A 20,747-nucleotide genomic window follows, 5' to 3' on the forward strand; every position below is an offset into this window, starting at 1 on the left:
AGGCTACTTTGCGTAGCCTTTTTTATTTGTTAGGACTGCCAGTGTGATTAGCTTACTTTTTTAGCCCATAAGCCTTTATCAATACCTTTTGTTATAAGGTCTGTAAGTGCTTTTTCTATTGCTTGTGTTACACAAATGCTCATAGGTTCGTTGTCACTAAAGCCCGCTTCTGCTTCGGCTAAACGTTTGTAGCTCACGTATCTAAAAAATCCTGCACGCATTTCTTGACTTAATACTTTTTTGCTGGTGGCTACACTCAATAATACTTGGCCTGTACGAACATCAACAGCGCGTAGATATATTGAAATAGCATCTTCACGATAAAGCTCAGAGGCGCCTATTCCAAAATACTCCATGCCTAAGCCACCTGTTTTTACATTGGTGTCGTAGCTTATAATACCGCCTTCTAAAATAATTTTAGCGGTGGTAAGTGGAGGTAAATCAGCTTGGTTAGGATTATCTCCTTGGCCCGCTCGAATAATTTTTCGCTCAGTTAAAATATTTTGTAAACCCTCGCGCTCTACCGGCGTGAACCAATCTGATTCGTGCAGTGCTTGTACAAGTATTGAATTAGCACCTTGAGTAACGGCCGTCGAAAATGAGCTTACGTTAGTTTGCGGCTTATATTGCCCTGTTTGATCTCTAAATGAGTAAACAGATACCGGAATACTACCGACAGGTTTAGGTAGGTTTTTTAGGTCTGCAAATAATTCAGTTGGCTCTAAGCTAATAGCTTTTTGCTGTGATGGTGGAATAAGATTTCCCAAACTTGCACAGCCGCTCAAACCCAGTAATGTTATTGTTATTAGTAGTTTATACATTATCCAAACCTCGGTACTTCAATTATCACAACAGAGTCATCTAATATATTTGTAATTTTTACTGTAATAGAATCGGTTGTGCTGGTTATAACTTCAATTTGATAATCACCACTCATAAAAATAGAGTCCTGATTAAAAAGGCTATCTTCTATGTCCTCACCAAATGCCATATCGGTAATTTCTCTTACCATACGATTTAAATAGGTGCGCTCTAGAGTTTCTTGAAATTGTTCAGCGTAACCTTTTTCTACTACCGGTGCTTTATGCTTGTTTTGAGCTTGGGCTTTACTCAGCAGCATATTTGCATTGAGTGGGTTACCACCAAAGCTTGGGTTAATTGGGGTGTAAATTATTTCAGTTGCTGCTGCTGAAAAGCTTAATGTTGTTATTATTATAAGGGCTATATTTTTCATTTTACCATCCATCTTTAGCCATATCGGGTGTTGACACTGCCATGTTTTCGCGAGCCATTGCATCTATCACTGTATAAACAGCCTGCTCCACACGCTCATTTAAAGGCTCTAGTCGTCTACCTAAGTAAGTTGCGTAAACAAGTTGGTTATTCATTATTAACGACAGCTTTGTGCCTGCTTTTGGAATGACCGTTTCTTTAATTTCAATGTTAAAACCTGCAGTTGAAGGGAGATCTCGCCAGTAATTAGAAAACTCAAAATAGAACTGATGACCAAAGCGGCTAATACTCCTATCAAGTAGTAGGCCGTCAATCTCCAACTCTTCAGCGGCATAAGATGCGGGCATTAAAAACAGAGAAAGCGTAAGTAATAATACTTGGTAATGGTTTTTATTATTATGCATAACTAAATGGGGAGAGTTGCTCTCCCCAACCTCAATAATTACATTTGAGTAATAGAAGTCACGTTACCGTCACCAATTTGGGTCACTGAAACAGTGCTGTTGAAACCAATTACGGCGCCTTCAACAATGTTATCGTTACCCATTTGAGTTACGCTAAACGAAACGTTTTCGCCACCTACTAAAAATGCAGGTTGCTCCATTCCAACTACCCAGTTACCTTCGCCAGTTTGTGAAATATCAATGCTGTGGCCATTACCTTCAACCATCATATCAACTACGTTCATTTCACCTGTTTGAGCTAGGTCAATCTGGTTCATGTTGCTATCTAAAATACCTGCAAGTGTAACCATGGCTTCGTTTTGAGAACCATTTTGCATAATATCGATATCGTTGTCGTTTGATGTTAGAGATATATCAGGATATGAAGACTCAACAACAGCAGTGTTTTCTTGGCCAGACTGAATAACGTTAACGTCATTTTCAGACCCATTAAAGTTAACAACGTGTGCTGAATTTGATTCACCTACTTGGTTAATCATAAATTCGTTATCGGTACCTAAAACGCCCATGTAAGCATCATTTAATAAGCCAACTTGTGTAGCCGTTAATTCATTATCGTCACCAATAATATCAACGGTTGTTGAGTTGCTTAAATCAACCTGAGTTACTGTAACTTCGTTGTTTTGACCTTCGAATAAGTTTGATTCGATAGTATTTAAAGAACCTTCTTGGTCTAAATCAATTTCGTTTTCATCGCCTAATACAGCTACAAATGTTACTGCGTTAGTATTGCCTTCTTGTTCAATTGAAAGCTCATTTGCATCGCCTAAAATATCAGTGAAGGTAACAGTATTACGATCGCCGTCTTGTTCAATATCAAGCTCGTTATCGTTGCCTTGTAAAGAACTCACTTTGAAGGTATTCCAGTAACCGTTTTGCTCAAGACTCAGGCTATTCTGATCGCCCATTACAGAGGTTAATTCAGCTTCATGCCACTCACCTGTTTGTAATGAACTGATTTCGTTGCCATTACCTTTCATATCTAAGTTGTAAAACCAATGACCACCAGTGCCTTGCTCTACATCAACGATATTGTCGTCACCAACAATCATGTTGACAGCTTCGTTGTTTACAAAAAAGCCTTGGCCACTTTGCAAAACATTTAGGTAATTATTATTACCAGTAACTTCGGTAATTACACCGTTGGCAACGCCATCTTGGGCATATACTTGCTCGTTGTTGTTACCAATTGTTGTTACGCCAACATAATTACCTGATTGTAATTGAGTAACTTCTGTTGTGTTCTCGTTTCCAGTAGTCGAAACCTCAATAGTATTACTATCTCCCTCTTGCATTAAAATCGCGGTGTTATTATTTTGCGATTGCGCCAATGTCATTGAATTAGCGGTGCTAAGTATAGATATTTTTGTACTAAGTTCTGAGTTTGATGCTGATTTGTTGTCGGTATCTGCATATGAGGCAAAGCTGGTACCCATTGCTATTGCAACAGCACAACTTAAAAGTGATTTATTCAACTTCATTATTTTCTCCTTGAAATATTAAAATCAAATACCCTAAATGTTATAGGTTTTAATAAGGTATTTGTTGTTTCAGCATGCCGTGCCGATATATTTTTTGTGATCCGCTTGCGTAACTTTAGAAGTAGGTGAAGCGTAATATGTGACTATAAATAATTAAGTTTTAATTTGTCATAAATATTGAACTAACAAAGTTTAAGCTCAAATTCATAATCACCCATTAACTGTATTCCCCTATTTCATTTTCTTAAATCATCATTTTTTACCAAATAATTAACCTTTTATTATCATTGGTTTATGTGTGTAACTGGTGGGTTTTAATGTAATAGTAAGCAAAAGCAGTAAAAAAGTTTGACCCTATAATGGGTAAGGTTGTAATGGGGCAGTTCATTAAAATGACTGTGTTTAGTGTTTTTTTTATAGCCAAACTGGTCAAAATTTATGATTTTTAATTCTTTTTAACTTTTTAACTTGTCAAATATCGTATTTACTAGTTTGCTTATAACTTGCCACGTGATCCCTTGTACTTGAAATAGTGAACAAACCCGCTTAGTACTTCTAAGCTAACCCAACTATGGATAGAACAATGAAAACAAAATTATCTATTATTACGCTTGCTTTACTACCTTGTTTGGCTTCGGCTAAATTACCTGATGCAGGAGCTCTTCCACAAGCAGCTGCAAGCAGTGACTCTGTTATTGTTAAATATAAAAAAAATGCAACACCTCAAATGCGTAAACAAGCACGAAGCTTGGTTAAAGCAAAAATTACAGATTTAAATAATGATGAAGTTGATGATAACTTCACATCATTATTCTCAGGTCGCCTTGCTAAATTTAAAGTGTCTGGCATGAGCACTAAAGAAGCTATTGAGCGTTTAAAGTCTCATCAAGCTATTGAATATGTTGAGCCAGATTACCGAGTAAGTATTGCGAGCGCACCTAACGACCCTCGTTTTGATGAGCTTTGGGGCCTAAATAATGAAGGTCAGACCGGTGGTACGGCAGACGCTGATATTGATGCTGTAGAAGCGTGGACTATTTCTACTGGTAGTCGTGATGTAGTTGTTGGTGTAATCGATACAGGTATTGATTATAGCCATAGCGATTTAGCGAGCAATATGTGGGTAAATACCTCTGAAATCGCAGGCGATGGTATTGATAATGACGGTAATGGCTTTATCGATGATATTCATGGTATCAATGCGATTACCAATACTGGCGACCCTATGGATGATGAAGGTCACGGAACGCATGTGTCTGGAACTATAGGTGCGAGTGGTAATAACTCTGTGGGTGTAGTGGGTGTAAATCATGAAGTATCACTTGTTGGTTGTAAGTTTTTAGATGCAGCAGGTAATGGATCAACATCAGATGCAATCAAGTGTATTGATTACATGGTTGGCCTAAAAAACTCTGGTGTTAACATCCGCGTATTAAATAATAGTTGGGGTGGCGGTGGCTATAGCCAAGCGCTGGCTGATGCAATCGAATCAAGTGAAGCTGCGGAGCTACTGTTTGTAGCTGCAGCAGGTAACGACACTATTGATAACGATGTAAACCCACATTATCCATCAAACTACGAAAATGCGAGTGTTCTATCGGTTGCAAGTACTAACCAAACTGATGATATTTCGTGGTTCTCTCATTGGGGCTTAACCAGTGTTGATATGGGCGCACCAGGTACAGCTATTTTATCTACTACACCGGGTGAAAGTTATGCATCGTATTCTGGTACGTCAATGGCAACGCCGCATGTTGCTGGCGCAGCTGCGCTAGTTTTATCTATTAATCCAGAGTTATCTACTCAAGAACTTAAAGATTTATTAATGAGCTCGGGCGATGCTAATGCTGCACTGCAGGGGAAAACGGTAGCCGGTACGCGACTTAATGTTAACCAAGCACTTATTGATGCGGATCCAACTCCTGGTTTTAAAATATCAGCTAGCCCGCTTACCCAACAAATTATAGCTGGAGAGGCTACAAGCTATACATTTACAATTGGCTCAATTGCCGAGTGGGATGAGGAAGTAACGCTTGAATTATCAACAACATTAGGTGGTGCTTATTTATCATCGCTTACAGCGCGCCCTGGTGATGACGTGATACTAAATGTTGAAACCGATACTGATACTCAGTGGGGAGATTACGAGTTTACCGTAACTGCCACTGCGGGTGATATTGTTAAACAGCAATCGGTTGAATTAATGATACAACCATTAGGGTTAAATGACTTTACCTACAGCAGTACTGGTAGCGTAGCAATTCCAGATAATTCTCCACAGGGGATTAGCTCAGTAATTAATGTTTCTGATGATTTAACCGTATTTGGCACAACCGCCGATGTTGATATTACTCATACTTACTCTGGTGATTTAGTTGTAAAACTAATATCTGCACAAGGTACAGAGGTAACATTGCAAAGCAATGTTGGTGGTAGTAACGATGATATTGTTAAGAGCTTCACGTCTAGTGCATTCAATGGCGAAGTAGCAAATGGTGACTGGACTCTTCATGTAGAAGATACTGCAGCCGCTGATACAGGCACAATTAATGGCTGGTCACTTACGCTTAGCGCTATAGGCGAAGTAAGTGCACAACCGCCACGTGCAGGCTTTACTGTTGATACGCAAGGTTTAACAGCCTCGTTTGTAGATACAAGCAATGATGCCAATAACGACATTACACAATGGAGCTGGAGCTTTGGCGATGGCGCTACATCAACAGATTCAAGCCCTGTGCATGCATATGCGCAATCGGGTAGTTACGATGTAGAACTAACTGTTACTGACAGTGAAGGTAATACAGATACATTTACCCAAGCCGTTGTTGTAAGTGACGTGACCCTTGAACTGAACTTAAAACGCGCTAACAAAACACGCCTAGGTACGATGCGTGTAGAACTTAGCTGGGAAGAAGTTGGTGCAGAGTCATTAAGCGTTTACCGTAATGGTGAGTTAGTTGATACCACTGCAGATAACGGACGCTACCGTGATTACGTGCGTGGAGCTACATTACCATCGTACGATTACCAATTATGTGTAACAGAAAATGTGTGTTCGAATATCATCACCGTTTCTTTTGAATAAATTTCACTACTCCTAAAGTAATTTAAGCCCAGCTTTGCTGGGCTTTTTTATGTTTTAAAAAATATAAACTATGCTTTTTTATACGGGTGGGTTTTAAGCCAGTGCTCGGCTATTTGTTCGCGCGTGGCAAACCAAACCTGATCATGCGAGCGGGCATATTCTAAAAACCGTGCTAATGCTTTTATTCTTCCTGGTCTGCCAATTAAGCGGCAATGCAAACCTATCGACATCATTTTTGGGGTGTTTTCACCTTCTGGGTCACCTTCTTCATAAAGCGTATCAAAGGCATCTTTTAAATAATTATAAAACTGATCCCCTGCATTAAAACCCTGTACGGCAGCAAAGCGCATGTCGTTTACATCGAGCGTGTAGGGCACAATGAGTTGTGGCTTACCTTCCTTAATACTGTAAAAGGGCAAATCGTCGCTGTAATCGTCGGCGTCATATAAAAATGTGCCATTCTCAACTACAAGGGCTGCGGTATTTGGGCTAGTTCGGCCGGTATACCAGCCTTTGGGCTTTTTACCTGTAAGCATTTTAATGGCGTAAATGGCTTGTTGCATATGTTCGCGCTCGGTTTGTTTATCTATATTTTGATAATTAATCCAGCGCAGGCCATGGCTTGCAATCTCGTGGCCTGCTTCAACAAAGGCTTTAGCTACATCGGGGTGGCGCTCAAGGGCCATCGCCACTGCAAAAATGGTGACCGGTATATCGTATTTTTTAAATAAACGCAGTAACCTCCACACGCCCGCGCGCGAGCCATATTCGTAAATAGACTCCATGCTTATATGGCGGTCTTCTACATGGGGAGCACTGACTATTTCTGATAAAAACGTTTCAGCGGCTGCATCACCATGTAATACACAGTTTTCGCCGCCTTCTTCGTAATTTAATACCACTTGCACGGCAATACGTGCTTTATTGGGCCAATTTGCATGAGGCGCATGTGGGCCATAACCAATTAAGTCTCGTGGGTAGTTTTTAAATTGCTCGCTCATTTTATTGCTCCTTTTTAAGTGCCGTGAGCCAAAACTCGAGCGTTTCGCGCTCTGCGTCTGTCATTTTTGTCATATTAGCCAGTGGCATGTCTTTAGTTATTACGGCGCGAGTATGCACAAGTACTTGCGACTTTTTCACCTGTTCAATTGAGTCGAGTTTAAAGCCAAGTGGCGCTGTTTGAAAAAGCTCAGAGGTAGGTGTTTCGCTGTGGCACTGCGTACAGTGTTTGCTGATTATATCCCACGCTTGTGCGTCGGTAATACTTGCTTGTAAAGGCGCGTTTTCGTCTGCATTTGTTGTACTGCTGGGCCAAGGTGCTATTGCTAGCATAAGGGCAAAAAATGCTGCAATACCACTTATAAGTACTGAAGGTTTATTAACGCCTTGATGTTTTAAGTTAAAGTAATGGCGTATCCACATACCAATACCAAACAGCGCAATTAAAATAAGCCAGCCAAAATTGTGGCTATACGTGTAAGGAAAGTGATTGCTAAGCATAATAAATACCACAGGTAACGTGGCGTAGTTATTATGTATCGAGCATTGCTTGGCTTTTAGTCCTGGGAGCGATTCGGGAATACGGCCGGCTTCTACTTCACTTACCATATAGCGTTGCCCTGGCATAATAATGTGATACACATTGCCAACCATACACGTGCCAATAAGCGCACCTACATGAATATACACAGCGCGGTCGCTAAATAATTGATCAACCCCAAAAGTCCACAGAGCTAATAAACCAATAACTACAGCAATAAACACTTTGCCGTTTTCAACCAGCGGGGTTTTACACAATAAACGATAAACACCATAACCTAAGCCAATAAAACCAAGGGATGCGCCAATAGCTGCAAATTTACTTAGCTCACTTTTACTGTTATCAATTAAGTATACGTCGGCGCCAACATAATAAAGTAAGCTAAATAGTAATATACCGGTGATCCACGTTGTGTAGGCTTCCCACTTAAACCAATGCAGGGTGTGAGGCATTTGTTCTGGGCCATTTTGATACTTAGCCACTTCGTAAAAGCCACCGCCATGCACGGCCCATAAATCGCCTTTTATGCCTTTATCGATTTTCCACTGCGGTGGTGTTTGTAGGTTGTTATCAAGCCATGCAAAATAAAATGAAGCGCCAATCCAGGCTATACCAGCAATAACATGAAAGTAACGCAGTACTAAATGAGCAAGCTCAAATAAATAGTTTTCCATAACAGTTAAGCCTCTTCTAATACCGGTGAGCGGGTGTCTGAAAATTGATTGTTATCATCGCGCTTATACACGTTTTTACCCATAATGTAGGTTTGCTCAACGCAGCGGTCGTCGCCTAACATCATCATTGCAAATAGTTTTTCATGTAGGGTTTTGGCATGTTGTATTCTAAATTTTAAAAACGAAGTTGCCGAACAATCCATTACAACAAAATCGGCTTCACAGCCGGCTTCAAAATTACCAATTGTCCCTTCTAAATCGAGCGCTCTAGCACCGCCGAGTGTTGCTAAATACAGCCCCTTAAATGCTGAAAACTTTTGACCTTGTAACTGTTGGATTTTGTAAGCTTCGTTACCTGTTTGTAGCAGAGAAAAGCTTGTTCCTGCGCCTACATCGGTACCCATGCCTACGTTTATGCCGTGCTCTTCACAGGCTTTTAAATTTAAAAGTCCTGATCCTAAAAATAGGTTTGAGGTAGGGCAGTGCGATATTGCCGCATTGTTATCTGCAAGGCAGCAAAGTTCGCGCTCAGATAAATGAATACTATGGGCAAATACTGAGCGTTTACGTACCATTTTTGCTTGCTCGTACACGCCTAAGTAATCTTCGGCTTCTGGAAATAGCCCTTTTACCCATTCGCACTCGTCTTTGTTTTCAGATAGGTGTGTGTGCAGGTAGGTGTCTGGGTATTCTTCAAGTAACTGAGTGCATTTTTGTAATTGCTCAGGGGTTGATGTGGGGGCAAAACGTGGTGTAACTGCGTAGCTTAGCCTGTCAACATTGTGCCATTTTTTTATTAGGGCTTTGGATTCGTCATAGCTTGTTTGCGCGCAATCAGATAAGTCGTCAGGGCAGTTACGATCCATCATTACTTTACCAGCAATCATACGTAAATTGCGTTTTTGTGATTCTTTAAAAAACGCATCAACCGATTGCGGGTGCACAGTGCCAAATACAAGGGCAGTGGTTGTGCCATTACGCAGTAGCTCGTCTAAAAAGCGATTAGAGATCTCTTTTGAATAATGCTTACACGTAAATTTTTTCTCTGTCGGAAACGCATACTCGGTTAACCAACTTAGCAGTTGCTCGCCGTACGCCCCCACCATTTCGGTTTGTGGTAAGTGTATGTGGGTGTCTATCATGCCGGGCATAACCAATTTGCCATCGTGGCGAATAATAGTGGCTGATTTATCTAAGCTTGGCAGTATGTCTTGCTCGTAACCAAGCTTAACTACTTTGCCTTGTTGAATAACTAACGCGCCTTTTTCAAAATAGCGATGGGCGTTGTCGCCTGCTATGGCAGGGTCGTCTACAAAATCGAGTATGTTGGCACAAACTACTGTTAAGTTATTATTGTTTTGCGTGCTCATTATTAGCTGCCTCTGTACGTTGAGTAGCCAAATGGGCTAAGTAATAACGGAATATGATGATGCTTTTTATCTTGTAATCTAAAGGTAATTTGCGCCTCTGGGTAAAACGCTGGGGTAGGTTGATTTTGATAATAACTATCTAAATCAAATACTAGCTTATAGGTTGCAAATTCTATCTCTGTATTTAGCCAGTCGGTAATACGCCCATCGCTATCGGTTGTGCCTTGGGTTAGTTGCACCCATTCGTTATTTGTAAGTTTAAATAGCTTAACAGCAACGTTTGCTGCTGGTTTTCCTGTGCTGGTATCGAGTATATGGGTGGTTATAGGGCTTTTTTTCATACTTTTTTTCATACTTTTATTCATAGCAATGACTCCAATCTTATTTTTGTTATTTTGGCTTGTTCGCCCGCGGCAATATTTAGCTCTGTACTGCGGGTGTTGTGCATGCGCTGCTCTATGAGTTCGAGCATTTGTTCGGCCGTTTTACCGCTGGCGCACACAATAAAAATAAAGCCAAACTTGTTCAGGTACTCTTTATTAAGGGCAATCATTTTGGTTAGTACGGCTTCGTTTGCTTTGCTCATACCTGATTGCTCATGCCCCGCTTTTTGTGCGGTAGCAGCGTATTTTTTGCTAAGGGTTGATAAATCACCTATTTGCGGGTGGCCTTCAAAGGCAGCTAAATAGTCGCTTTCGCCAAGGCTATCCCATATGCTTTGTGCGCATTCAAACAGCTGTTGAGCACTTTTAAATGACATTGCTTTTACCATGCCCGCCACCCAGTTAGGGGCCGCGCAGCAATGCTCAAGTGCTTGTTTTGCTTGTGCATCATTTAGCGTATTTATTTGTAAGCTACTCATGCGTCTACTTCCTCCTGCGTGGTGCTAATTAAGGCATTTTTTAGTGTGCGCCATTGCAAGCCTTGGCGTTTTGGCGCTTGGGTTTGCATAGCCTGATAAAGGCCAATTAGCTGTCCACTAATCGAAATAGCCACTTCCATTGGTAATTTGCCCGTAATATTTTTAAGCCCAACAGGGCAGGTCATTTGTTGTATTTGATCGGCTGTAAAATCGCGATGTGCTAGGCGTTGTTTAAAACGTTTTGCTTTAGTGTCAGAGCCAATAACGCCCAGCCAATTGGCATCAGCGCGTTTAATAATGGCTTGGGTGAGTGCAAAGTCGAGCTGGTGGTTATGGGTCAGTATTAAGTAATTGTTAGCTTTAGGCGCACGTTTTACTTGTTCTGTTGGCTCTTCATCAACCACTTTTACTACGTTATTTGGAATAGCCTGTGGGAATACATCTGCGCGGCTATCTATCCATCGTATGCGAATAGGCAGCTGTGCCAATATACCAATAAGCGCTTGTGCTACATGGCCTGCGCCATAAATGTCGAGGGTAAAGCGCTCGCATTGCATGCACTCAAGCATAACGGTGGCAGCCCCGCCGCAGCACTGGCCTAAATTTGCACCTAGGTTAAATTGCTCAATTACTTGGGCGGCTTCGCCTTTGGCAAGTAGTTCGCGGGCTTTTTCTATTACTACGTATTCAAGGTGGCCACCGCCAAGGGTGTCGTAAATATGCTCGCCGCTTATTACCATTTTTGAGCCTGTGCCGCGTGGGGTTGAGCCATTTGTGCCAAGCACCGTGGCAATAACATAATTAGTGCCGCTTTTTTCGTGCTCGTTTATAGCCTGCGCCCAGTTTTGAGTATGAAAACCCTGAAACGACTCATTTAAATTAGTCATGTTGATTCTCCTTAAACCAGCTAGCGGTTTGCTCAATTGCACTCAATACTCGCTCTGGGGTTGCGGGTGTATCCAGTGGGGCGGTGTATTTGTAATCAGCCACACTGCTTATTGCATTACGAATGGCGCTCCATACACTAAAGGCCAGCATAAATGGCGGCTCGCCTACGGCTTTTGATCTAAACACGGTGGTTTCTGGATTTGCTGAGTTATAAAGATTGACGTTAAATTCGGCAGGGGTATCGCCAATAGCTGGTATTTTGTAGTTGGCTGGGCCAAAGCTTGCAAGCTGGCCTTTATTATTCCATTGTAAGTCTTCGGTTGTTAGCCAGCCCATACCTTGCACAAAGGCGCCTTCAATTTGCCCTATATCAAGTGCTGGATTAATTGAACTGCCTACATCGTGCAGTATATCAACGCGGGTTACCGTGTTTTCGCCCGTAAGCGTATCTACTTCTACTTCACTCAGTGCTACGCCGTGAGCGTAGTAAAAAAATGGGCGGCCTTCGCCTTTAGCTCTGTCGTAATGAATTTTTGGTGTGGCGTAATAACCGGTAGATGAAAGCGATATACGGTTCATGTAAGCAAGGTTTGCAAGTTCGCTAAAGCTAATTTCCCCTTTACTAAAAGTAATGAAGTTATCTTTAAATGTAATACTTTGGCTGTTTACTTCAAAGTGCTCGGTAATAAAATTAATTAAGCGCTCTTTTATTGTGTTTACTGCATTTAGCGCCGCCATACCGTTTAAGTCGGTACCGCTTGAGGCCGCTGTTGGTGAAGTGTTTGGTACCTTGTCGGTACGCGTAGCACTAATACTTACCGCGTTAAAATCGACCCCAAAACCATGGGCTACAATTTGCGCAATTTTGGTGTTTAGCCCTTGGCCCATTTCGGTGCCGCCGTGGTTTAAATGTATAGAGCCATCGCTATATACATGCACTAATGCACCGGCCTGGTTTAAGTGTTGTACCGTAAACGAAATACCGTATTTAACTGGCGTCATTGCAAGGCCTTTTTTGATAATAGGTGACGATACGTTAAATGCTTTAATAGCCTCTTTACGTGCCCAGTAGTCACCCGACTCCTCAAGCTGGTTTATCATATCTATTAAAATATGTTGCTCTACGGTTTGATGGTACGGCGTGGTGTCGCGGCCTTTCTTGTATAAATTAAGTTTTCGGATTTCAAGCGGATCTTTACCTAATTTGGCTGCTATATCGTCCATTATTAGCTCGCCCATAATCATTCCTTGCGGGCCACCAAATCCTCTAAATGCGGTATGGCTTACGGTATTTACTTTACAGCGATTACCCTTAATTGTGGCGGCTGGGTAGTAGTAGGCGTTATCGGCATGAAACATGGCACGGTCTACAATTGCATCAGATAAATCTGGCGAGTAGCCACAAAATCCGTTTACGGTAATGTCGGCACCTTCTATTAAACCATTTTCGTCAAAACCAACATGGTATTGATTATAAAAAGGGTGGCGTTTACCGGTTAATTTAAAATCGTCGCTGCGGGCTAGGCGCATTTTTACTGCGCAGCCAAGGTGGTAAACCGCAAGGGCTGCAAGGCATGCCCATGGTGAGCCTTGGGTTTCTTTGCCACCAAAAGCACCGCCCATACGGCGGGTTTCTACGTTTACAAAGCTAAATGGCTTTTTTAAAATTTTAGCAACTAAGTGTTGAACCTCTGTTGGGTGTTGCGTAGAGCACTGAACATGAATGCCCCCGTCGTTATCAGGTTGCGCCAGCGCTATTTGGCCTTCTAAATAAAAGTGTTCTTGCCCGCCTATGTTTATTTCGCCTTTAAGCTGGTGGGCTGCGTTATTAATGGCTTGTTCGCTGTTACCACGGTTAAGTGAATGGGGCGGCCTCACCCAGTGCTCTTTGCTAATGGCTTCTTTAATATCAAGTATGGGCGTAGTTTGCTCGCACTCTATAAACACCAAACGTGCAGCGCGGCGCGCTATTTCATAGGTGTCGGCAACTACTACCAGCACAGGTTGTCCGTGGTATTGAATTTCATGACTGGTCAGCAGTACATCACCTGGAAATACCGGGCCAATATCTAATTTACCCGGAACATCTTCGGCCGATAAAATACGTTTAACGCCTTCAACTGCCAGTGCGAGACTTGTATCTATTGATTTAATAAAGCCGCTTGTAACAGGGGCGAGCACTGGGTAGGCATGCAGGCAGCCGTAAGGCTCAGGATTATCGTCGGCAAAATTTGCACTGCCACAAACTTGTTTAATAGCGCTTTCGTGATATTTAGATTGTCCAACGCTACCACCTTGCGCTTTTAGTTTATCCATTTCAAAGTGACGCATGTGAGATCCTCGTAATGGCAATGTTGTTATTGTTGCATGCTTGCGGATCACAAAACTCAATACCAATGCGTTGTAATAAGTTTTTGCTTACCGTAGCGCGGTAATGCGCACTGCTTCTTACATCGCTCATGGGCGTAAAGTCATCGTTAATAGCCGTTGCTGCGTCTATAAAACTACTTACTTGTAATGATTGAGATACCAGCTTTTGCTCAATATGCTGCGCGCGCTTAGGAATAGCTGCCATACCGCCCATAGCGCAGCGGGCTTGAGTAATCATGTTTTGTGAATGCTCTATAGCAAGCACCAAACACACGGTAGATATATCGTCTTCAAAGCGTTTTGATATTTTATGACAGGCCAGTTTTAGCGACTCTGGGCGCTTTGGGATGGTGAACTTACTAATTACTTCATCGCTTTTAAGAACTGTTTTTTTGTAATCAATAAAGTAGTCGGCAACTTTAATAGTGCGCGAACCAGCGCTGCTTAATAAATCCATTGATGCATTAAGAGCGATTAAAAGGGGAGCTGGATCGCCAATCGGAGAGGCATTCCCTATGCTGCCACCTAGTGTGCCGCTGTTACGTACTTGGCTTGATCCTAAGCGTTCAAATAGCTCTTTTGACTCTGGGTAATGGTTATAAAATGCCTCAACAAATTGGCTATAAGGTAGCGCTGCACCTATGTGTAACTCACCGTTATTATCTGCCAAGGTGCAAAGATCCTTTACTTGGCTAAGGGAGATAATTACATCCGGTAAGAGCATGTTTTGGCTAAGCTCAATGGCAAAGTCGGTGCCACCAGCAACTAAATGTGCATAAGGATAAAGCGCTTTTAGCTCAACAAGTTGTTGGGCAGTTTGTGGTAAGTAAAATTTGCGAGGACCATTTTTTAAAAATGGAATATCGTCATCATATTGCGTATTAAGTGATGCTTTAAATTGGGCGGCCATTGCTGAGTACGGTTCAGCTTTACGTTCATAGCTATAGGCTTTTTCGGCTGCAAGTAATATTGGGCTATAACCTGTACAACGACATAAGTTACCGCCAAGTGCATGAATAACCGCTTTTTTACCAGGGTACGTTGGCTCATTAATATAAAGAGCTAACAAACTCATTATTATACCGGGCGTGCAAAAACCACATTGCGAACCATGGCACTCAACGAGTGCACGTTGTACGGGGTGTAAATCGGTTAAGTTTGGGTATAAGCCAGTAGTCACAGCCTCTACCGTTACTATATGTTTTGCATGCGCATTACCTAATAACAATAAACAGCTGTTCATTGTTTTGTATTGCCAACTAGTTTGCCCGTTTGCATTTATACGTTCTTCACCCACTAAAATTGTGCACGCGCCACAGTCGCCAGTTGCACACCCTTCTTTGGTGCCCACTTTCCCTTTTTTGGTGCGTAGCCAGTCCAAAATGGTGAGACTTGGCGAACATTCTTGTACTTCAATTGGCGTGTTATTTAATAAAAATTGAATCACACAGACCCCCTTAATTTTTATAAAGCCCTGATACATAAAGGCTTGGCGTATGTTTTTTCTTGTTGTTTGCGCACGGGTAACAAAAATACTTTTTAATCTTTAATTAGCTTATTGCAGTTACTATGCCATTGTTGACCGCTTGGTCAGTTAAGGGCGGTTGGGTTAAATTGTCGAGGTATAGGTAATAACGGAGTAGCCTTAAAAATAAGGCACGGTGAAGCGAATGCTTTTACTATTTAAATCTAAAAGGGAAAATAGGGCTGGTAAAAGCACATTAATGAAAATGCTTTGTGGTGTGGTTAAACCTGACCAAGGGGACATGTTTTTAATGGCCGTATAATACCAATCAACAATGAAAAATTAGGGTAGGTGTCAGCGTTATTTTTTTATGTAACTCTACAAGTTGGATAGGTATTAGCCTATTAATCTTTGAGTCAATTTTTGTAGGCTATCTCGCTTATTTTGAGTGGAAAAATAGGGCTAATTTAATTTTAGGGGCTACTTATAAACAACGTGTAAAAAATACCTACTTTTAAAATAATTACCTTTTCAAATATTACCTTTCATAAAACCTAACCTCAAACTGCATTCAGTGTAAATTACAGCGTTGTTTTTAAATGTATTTTTTAAAGTTAATTCAACTTTTAAGGGATGTTTTTTGGCACGTAAGTTGAAACAACTCCTTATAAACTTTAAAAAGGAATTACCATGACTGCTGAATACTTTATGGTACTAGGGTTACTCGGTGTTGCATTTTTTGCTGTTGCAGGGGCATTGCTTGGGTATGAAAAAAACATTAGTGGCTTTGGCGTAGTAGTGGTGGCAACCGTTACAGCATTAGGGGGCGGTACCCTCAGAGATATACTTTTAAACAAACCGGTATTTTGGATTGCTACCCCGGAGTATTTATATTCGACCTATGGGGCCGTTATAGCAACAATTGCATTTATTCGATATTTACCGCGCGTTAATAATTACTACTTTTTATTAGTAGACGCTGTTGGTATGGCGTTATTTAATATTATGGGGATAGAAAAAGCACTCATTAATGGCTCTGGCATGGTGGTCGCAATTACCATGGGTATTACTACAGGTATATTTGGTGGTTTAATACGTGACGTAATTTGCCGTGAAGTGCCAACTGTTATGCGCAGCGAACCTTACGCCTCTGCATGTTTAGCGGGTGGTGCAGTTTATGCTGCTTTATTTAGCCTTAATGTAGATTACATTTGGTGTATTTTAGGCTCATTTTTCACGACTATTTTTTTAAGATTAGGCTCTTTGCATTGGGGTTGGCATTTAACTATTTTCAGAAAAAAAGACTTCAGAGATCAAAGCGACTAATTTTAGCTACGAGTAGCCCGCGTTTGCATGTGGTACTCGTAATTATTCTCATCCGTTATAGTAAAACCCAGCCGCTTATAAAGCCCTAATGCTGGGTTGTTTTTAAGCACTGTGAGCTTAATGGGTTTTGACTGCGCACTTGTAATAACTTGTTCAATAACCGCTTTCCCATACCCTTTATTTTGATGCAGTGGATGTATTTGTAATTGCATTATTTCAACGTATTGAGCGTGCGTTTGGTACTTTAAAGTACCAATGGGTACCTCATTTATAACTATAAGGTGGGAGCAGTCATATTGGTCATCAAGTCTTAAAACATGCTGTTGCTCAGTTAAAAATAACCTGGCCCTTTCCAAGTGTTCAATCATAGTTAGTTTTCTGAGGCTTAATAAGTAGTCTCGGTCTGAATATGCTGCCTTTATAAATTTAAAAACCATAGTGCTCCCTTGCAACAGCCTTAATATTTATAATTGTAGAACTAGCCAAAATAAGTGCGCAGTATTAAATGTGCAAGCCAAACTAATAAAGGCAATACTACCAATACCCAAGTGCTTTCCACCAAAGCCCGCCAATAACTCCCCATACACTTAAATTAATAAAGCTCATTATAAGGCCCATTACCCACCAGTCTTTTAATGATACATAGCCTGAGCCAAACACGATGGGGGATGTGCCTGTTGCGTAATGCGTTAACGACATCATAAGTGATGAAGCGCCAGCTAATAGTAAACCTAAAAATAAAGGCGGAGCGCCAAGCGCCAAACCTGCGGCGTAAAATGCGGCAAACATAGCAGTAATATGTGCTGTGGTACTGGCAAAAAAGTAATGAGCGTAAAAATACACAGCTACCAATATAATAGCCGATACAATCCAGTCAAAACCCAGTTGCGCAATGTTGCTCTCAACAAGCGTTGAAAACCACGTTACCAAACCTAGTTTATTTAAAAAAGTGGCCATCATTACTAATGCTGAAAACCAAACAACGGTATCCCACGCAGACTTTTCTTTAAGTACATCGTCCCAGCTTAATACACCAGTCACTAATAAAACCGATAAACCTAAAAAAGCTACTGCGGTTGTGTTAACTGCGTAGTCAGCCCCTAAAATCATTGCGGGTACACCGGCCCATAAAACAAGCAGCATAGCAAAAACACCCACCATTATTTTTTCGCCATAACTCATTGGGCCCATTTCAGTTAATTTAGATTCTGCATAGTTTTTAGCGTCGGGCGTACTTTTAACTTCAGGTGGGTAAATGGCATAAACAACCAAAGGCACAAGGGCAATACATAGCAAACCAGGAACAAGCGCTGCCAGCGCCCATGTACCCCAAGTAATACTAATATTTGCACCGGTAGCATCAGCAATAAGCTTTACAATTAGAGGGTTTGGCGCAGTCGCTGTAATAAACATAGCTGATGTAATAGGGTTTATATGGTAGCTCACTAAAGCAAGGTAGTGCCCAATTTTACGAGATGTGCCTTCCTCAGGGGACGAGCCAAAGCTTGTTGCTATCGACTTCATTATTGGGTGAATAATAGCGCCGCCTCGCGCGGTATTACTTGGCGTTACAGGCGCTATAACAAGTTCAGACAGCGCGAGTGCGTAACCAATACCAATTGTTTTTTTACCAAAAAGAGAAATAAAATTATAGCCAATACGATTTCCCAAACCGGTTTTAGCTAACCCCCGAGATATAATAATAGCAATACCAATCAACCAAATTAATGAGTTAGAAAAGCCACTTAATGCATCTTTAATAGCGCCAGATGGGCTGTCATTAGTTACGCCGGTTAACGCAACAGAGGTAATAGCTAAAATAGCAATGGCGCCGATAGGCATTGCTTTACCAATAATGGCAACAACAGTACCAATAAATAAAGCGAGCAAATGCCATGCGTTTTCGGTAACACCTTGCGGAGGCGGTACAGCAAACCAAAGTAGTAAAACAATGGCTATAGAAATCAGTCCAGAGGTAACCCGAATATCAGTACCCTTCATTAAAAAATGTCCCTAAGTTATAGAAATGCATGCATTCTGTGTATTGAAAAGGCAACGTTATTTTACTTCATTTAATAATAAAACAGGTGACGCACATCATATGAATATTAGACTTATTTAATTTTATTAATAAAGAGGTAATAAACCATAAACTAAAGATGAATAATTAAATTACCAAATGAGAGCTTACATTGTACTTAATCAACTATTATTTTTTAAGGGTTAGTTTGAATTGTTTTATCGGCTTGTAAGGTCTTTGTAAGTCTTAACGAATACTTGGAAATACAATGAACTTAAAACACACAAACAACGCACTTTCTTTTTTACTCTCATTGAGCTTTCTACTGCTTGGCTTATCGTTTGCGTTAGGTGCAAATCCTAATACGTTAACGGCTACATTTAGCTTTTATGAGCTTGATGCGTTAATAGGTGTAAATACATTAGGTTTATTGGCGGGCTCAATTATGCTCGCACTAGTAGCAACAACCTTAGCTGCGCATTTTAAATTAATAAAGCCTACAGCGGCACTCGTGTTAGCTATTGTAATTAGCATCGTCCCGTTACTAACATTATTTGCCAGCAACCGTTGGATGGCGCAACTTGGCGGCTTTCCAATCATTGGTAGCGGGCAGGGCATAATTAAATACTTTGCTGTAGTGCCTTTATATTTGTTTTTATTTTATAAAGACAAACTTACCGACAAACAACACGTACTTTTAAACTTTATACCGGTTGCTATGGTTTTACTGTGGATCGGCGGCATGAAGTTTTACGAGTTTGAAGCAAAAGGCATTGTAAGTTTAGTAGAAACCTCACCGTTTATGTCGTGGTTATATAAGGTATTTAGCGTACAAGGTGCATCTAACGTGATTGGCGGGTTTGATGTATTATTTGCTGTGTTATTAGGCTTAGGGCTATTTTTAAATAATAAAAAGCTAATTATTGTAAGTGGCTTAGCGTGTTTAAGCGTGTTTATGATGACCCAAACGTTCTTAATTACCGCAACCGGCGCATTTAGTTCTTCCACTTTATTGGAGCGCTTAGGGCAGTTTGTAATTAAAGATTTATGGTATGTAGGCAACCTTGTTGTTATCGCTTTTTTAATGATTTTTAAACCGACTAAATAAAGAGAACTTTATGATCAGTTGCAACCAATACGACTACATCGAAATTGCCTGTATGCATCGTTTAAGCATTGAGCTTATATTAAAAAATGGCGATGGTGTATGTGGGGTAGCAACTGACACAAAACGCAATGCGAATAGAGACGAATGCATAGCTGTTAACGTAAATAGCGAGCTGCAGCTCATCGTGCTTACTACAATTAGTATACTTAAAGCGCGTGAGAAAAATCCATACTTTGACCACGTGAACTTTGATGTAAAGTAAACACCTCATTCATTCGTTTTTATCATAAACACCTCAGCGGGCCTGTATCATCAATATGTTAAGGCTCGCTTATCTAACCAATGTTTTAGCTAATTACACGCTAGATACATAAAGCCAAGATTTTCCTATTACTCCTCTTAATTTTTTAATAACGTTTTTTACCGAATAAGGCTAAACGCCAGCTATTAAAGCGTAAAAAAATGCTAATCCAGTATAAGTAAGCCTCAATAAGCTTGTGTAGCGCTTAGTATCCGTACGTTTGTTAATTATGGTCGTAAAAGGTAGCTACATAAATAAAGCTAACTTACAGAAGTAACTGTTTATATAAACAGCTAATTTAATTTTGTCCAATAACATTATTAAACGCCGTTTTGGTGCAAAATAACAAAGGGCTTTTTATAACATGCCTAAATACTTGTTTACATTAAAGTTATTTAGTGGAATTATTGAACAATGTAATATACGCCGTTTTGGGGTGTTATAAACCCCCAAAGTGGTGTTCAATAAGCTGTTATGTGTATTTATGATTGATCGAACTTCCCGAAATAGATTAGCCGAACTTATCCGTAGTTTAAGCTCTGGTCAAATATCAAATATCA

General features: G+C 40.8%; 18 protein-coding genes. 4 read left to right on the plus strand and 14 right to left on the minus strand.

Annotation, left to right across the window (positions count from 1 at the left end):
- Positions 1-47: 47 nt before the first annotated feature.
- The 4 genes from GQR52_RS18655 to GQR52_RS18670 all read right to left on the minus strand — a co-directional run bounded on the left by GQR52_RS18655 (position 48) and on the right by GQR52_RS18670 (position 3,178).
- The gene (locus GQR52_RS18655; RefSeq protein ID WP_149593246.1) at positions 48-821 is read right to left on the minus strand and encodes a CsgG/HfaB family protein; all 774 of its coding nucleotides are present in this window, start codon (positions 819-821) and stop codon (positions 48-50) included.
- On the minus strand, positions 821-1,246 hold the full coding sequence (locus GQR52_RS18660) for a curli assembly protein CsgF (RefSeq protein ID WP_165729409.1): 426 nt from the start codon (positions 1,244-1,246) through the stop codon (positions 821-823). The genes GQR52_RS18655 and GQR52_RS18660 overlap by 1 nt, the downstream gene beginning before the upstream one ends.
- Positions 1,236-1,580: a curli production assembly/transport protein CsgE gene (locus GQR52_RS18665; RefSeq protein WP_085999476.1), complete on the minus strand. Its 345-nt coding sequence runs from the start codon at positions 1,578-1,580 to the stop codon at positions 1,236-1,238. The genes GQR52_RS18660 and GQR52_RS18665 overlap by 11 nt, the downstream gene beginning before the upstream one ends.
- A gap of 95 nt (positions 1,581-1,675) precedes the next feature.
- Entirely contained in the window at positions 1,676-3,178 is a 1,503-nt protein-coding gene (locus GQR52_RS18670) for a curlin (RefSeq protein ID WP_007584406.1), read from the minus strand.
- A 583-nt stretch (positions 3,179-3,761) separates the two neighbouring features.
- On the opposite strand from GQR52_RS18670, the gene GQR52_RS18675 reads away from it, so the two are divergent.
- Positions 3,762-6,263, plus strand: a complete 2,502-nt coding sequence (locus tag GQR52_RS18675) for a S8 family serine peptidase (RefSeq protein WP_101216331.1) — start codon at positions 3,762-3,764, stop codon at positions 6,261-6,263.
- A 68-nt stretch (positions 6,264-6,331) separates the two neighbouring features.
- On the opposite strand, the gene puuE is transcribed toward GQR52_RS18675, so the two are convergent.
- The 8 genes from puuE to xdhA are packed head-to-tail and all read right to left on the minus strand — an operon-like array spanning position 6,332 to position 15,414.
- Positions 6,332-7,264: an allantoinase PuuE gene (gene puuE / locus GQR52_RS18680; protein WP_165729410.1), complete on the minus strand. Its 933-nt coding sequence runs from the start codon at positions 7,262-7,264 to the stop codon at positions 6,332-6,334.
- Between the two features lies 1 nt (position 7,265).
- A complete protein-coding gene (locus GQR52_RS18685; protein WP_165729411.1) occupies positions 7,266-8,477 on the minus strand; it encodes a urate hydroxylase PuuD in 1,212 nt (403 codons plus the stop codon).
- A 5-nt stretch (positions 8,478-8,482) separates the two neighbouring features.
- The gene (gene guaD / locus GQR52_RS18690; protein WP_165729412.1) at positions 8,483-9,847 is read right to left on the minus strand and encodes a guanine deaminase; all 1,365 of its coding nucleotides are present in this window, start codon (positions 9,845-9,847) and stop codon (positions 8,483-8,485) included.
- Between the two features lie 2 nt (positions 9,848-9,849).
- The gene (gene uraH, locus GQR52_RS18695; protein WP_240914495.1) at positions 9,850-10,212 is read right to left on the minus strand and encodes a hydroxyisourate hydrolase; all 363 of its coding nucleotides are present in this window, start codon (positions 10,210-10,212) and stop codon (positions 9,850-9,852) included.
- A complete protein-coding gene (gene uraD, locus GQR52_RS18700) occupies positions 10,209-10,709 on the minus strand; it encodes a 2-oxo-4-hydroxy-4-carboxy-5-ureidoimidazoline decarboxylase (RefSeq protein ID WP_165729413.1) in 501 nt (166 codons plus the stop codon). The genes uraH and uraD overlap by 4 nt, the downstream gene beginning before the upstream one ends.
- The gene (xdhC, locus tag GQR52_RS18705) at positions 10,706-11,596 is read right to left on the minus strand and encodes a xanthine dehydrogenase accessory protein XdhC (RefSeq protein ID WP_165729414.1); all 891 of its coding nucleotides are present in this window, start codon (positions 11,594-11,596) and stop codon (positions 10,706-10,708) included. The genes uraD and xdhC overlap by 4 nt, the downstream gene beginning before the upstream one ends.
- Positions 11,589-13,928, minus strand: a complete 2,340-nt coding sequence (gene xdhB, locus GQR52_RS18710; protein WP_165729415.1) for a xanthine dehydrogenase molybdopterin binding subunit — start codon at positions 13,926-13,928, stop codon at positions 11,589-11,591. The genes xdhC and xdhB overlap by 8 nt, the downstream gene beginning before the upstream one ends.
- On the minus strand, positions 13,915-15,414 hold the full coding sequence (gene xdhA / locus GQR52_RS18715; RefSeq protein WP_165729416.1) for a xanthine dehydrogenase small subunit: 1,500 nt from the start codon (positions 15,412-15,414) through the stop codon (positions 13,915-13,917). Before xdhA ends, xdhB begins: the two co-directional genes overlap by 14 nt.
- Before the next feature lie 708 nt (positions 15,415-16,122).
- On the opposite strand from xdhA, the gene GQR52_RS18720 reads away from it, so the two are divergent.
- On the plus strand, positions 16,123-16,758 hold the full coding sequence (locus GQR52_RS18720) for a trimeric intracellular cation channel family protein (RefSeq protein ID WP_004334621.1): 636 nt from the start codon (positions 16,123-16,125) through the stop codon (positions 16,756-16,758).
- 2 nt (positions 16,759-16,760) lie between these two features.
- Here the strand turns inward: GQR52_RS18720 and GQR52_RS18725 are convergent, their stop codons facing one another.
- Both GQR52_RS18725 and GQR52_RS18730 read right to left on the minus strand, forming a co-directional pair.
- Complete coding sequence (locus GQR52_RS18725; RefSeq protein WP_165729417.1) at positions 16,761-17,195, minus strand: GNAT family N-acetyltransferase; 435 nt, start codon at positions 17,193-17,195, stop codon at positions 16,761-16,763.
- Between the two features lie 97 nt (positions 17,196-17,292).
- On the minus strand, positions 17,293-18,759 hold the full coding sequence (locus GQR52_RS18730) for a DASS family sodium-coupled anion symporter (RefSeq protein ID WP_165729418.1): 1,467 nt from the start codon (positions 18,757-18,759) through the stop codon (positions 17,293-17,295).
- Positions 18,760-19,046: 287 nt separating this feature from the next.
- Here GQR52_RS18730 and GQR52_RS18735 point away from each other — a divergent pair, with 287 nt between their 5' ends.
- Together GQR52_RS18735 and GQR52_RS18740 are read left to right on the plus strand one after the other, a co-directional pair.
- Positions 19,047-19,886: a DUF417 family protein gene (locus GQR52_RS18735; RefSeq protein ID WP_165729419.1), complete on the plus strand. Its 840-nt coding sequence runs from the start codon at positions 19,047-19,049 to the stop codon at positions 19,884-19,886.
- Between the two features lie 10 nt (positions 19,887-19,896).
- Positions 19,897-20,148, plus strand: coding sequence for a Rho-binding antiterminator (locus GQR52_RS18740; RefSeq protein ID WP_165729420.1), 252 nt, complete (start codon positions 19,897-19,899; stop codon positions 20,146-20,148).
- Positions 20,149-20,747: the final 599 nt, after the last annotated feature.

It is taken from the genome of Pseudoalteromonas sp. 31A1, from assembly GCF_011378815.1.
GTDB classification, from domain to species: Bacteria; Pseudomonadota; Gammaproteobacteria; order Enterobacterales; family Alteromonadaceae; genus Pseudoalteromonas; species Pseudoalteromonas arctica.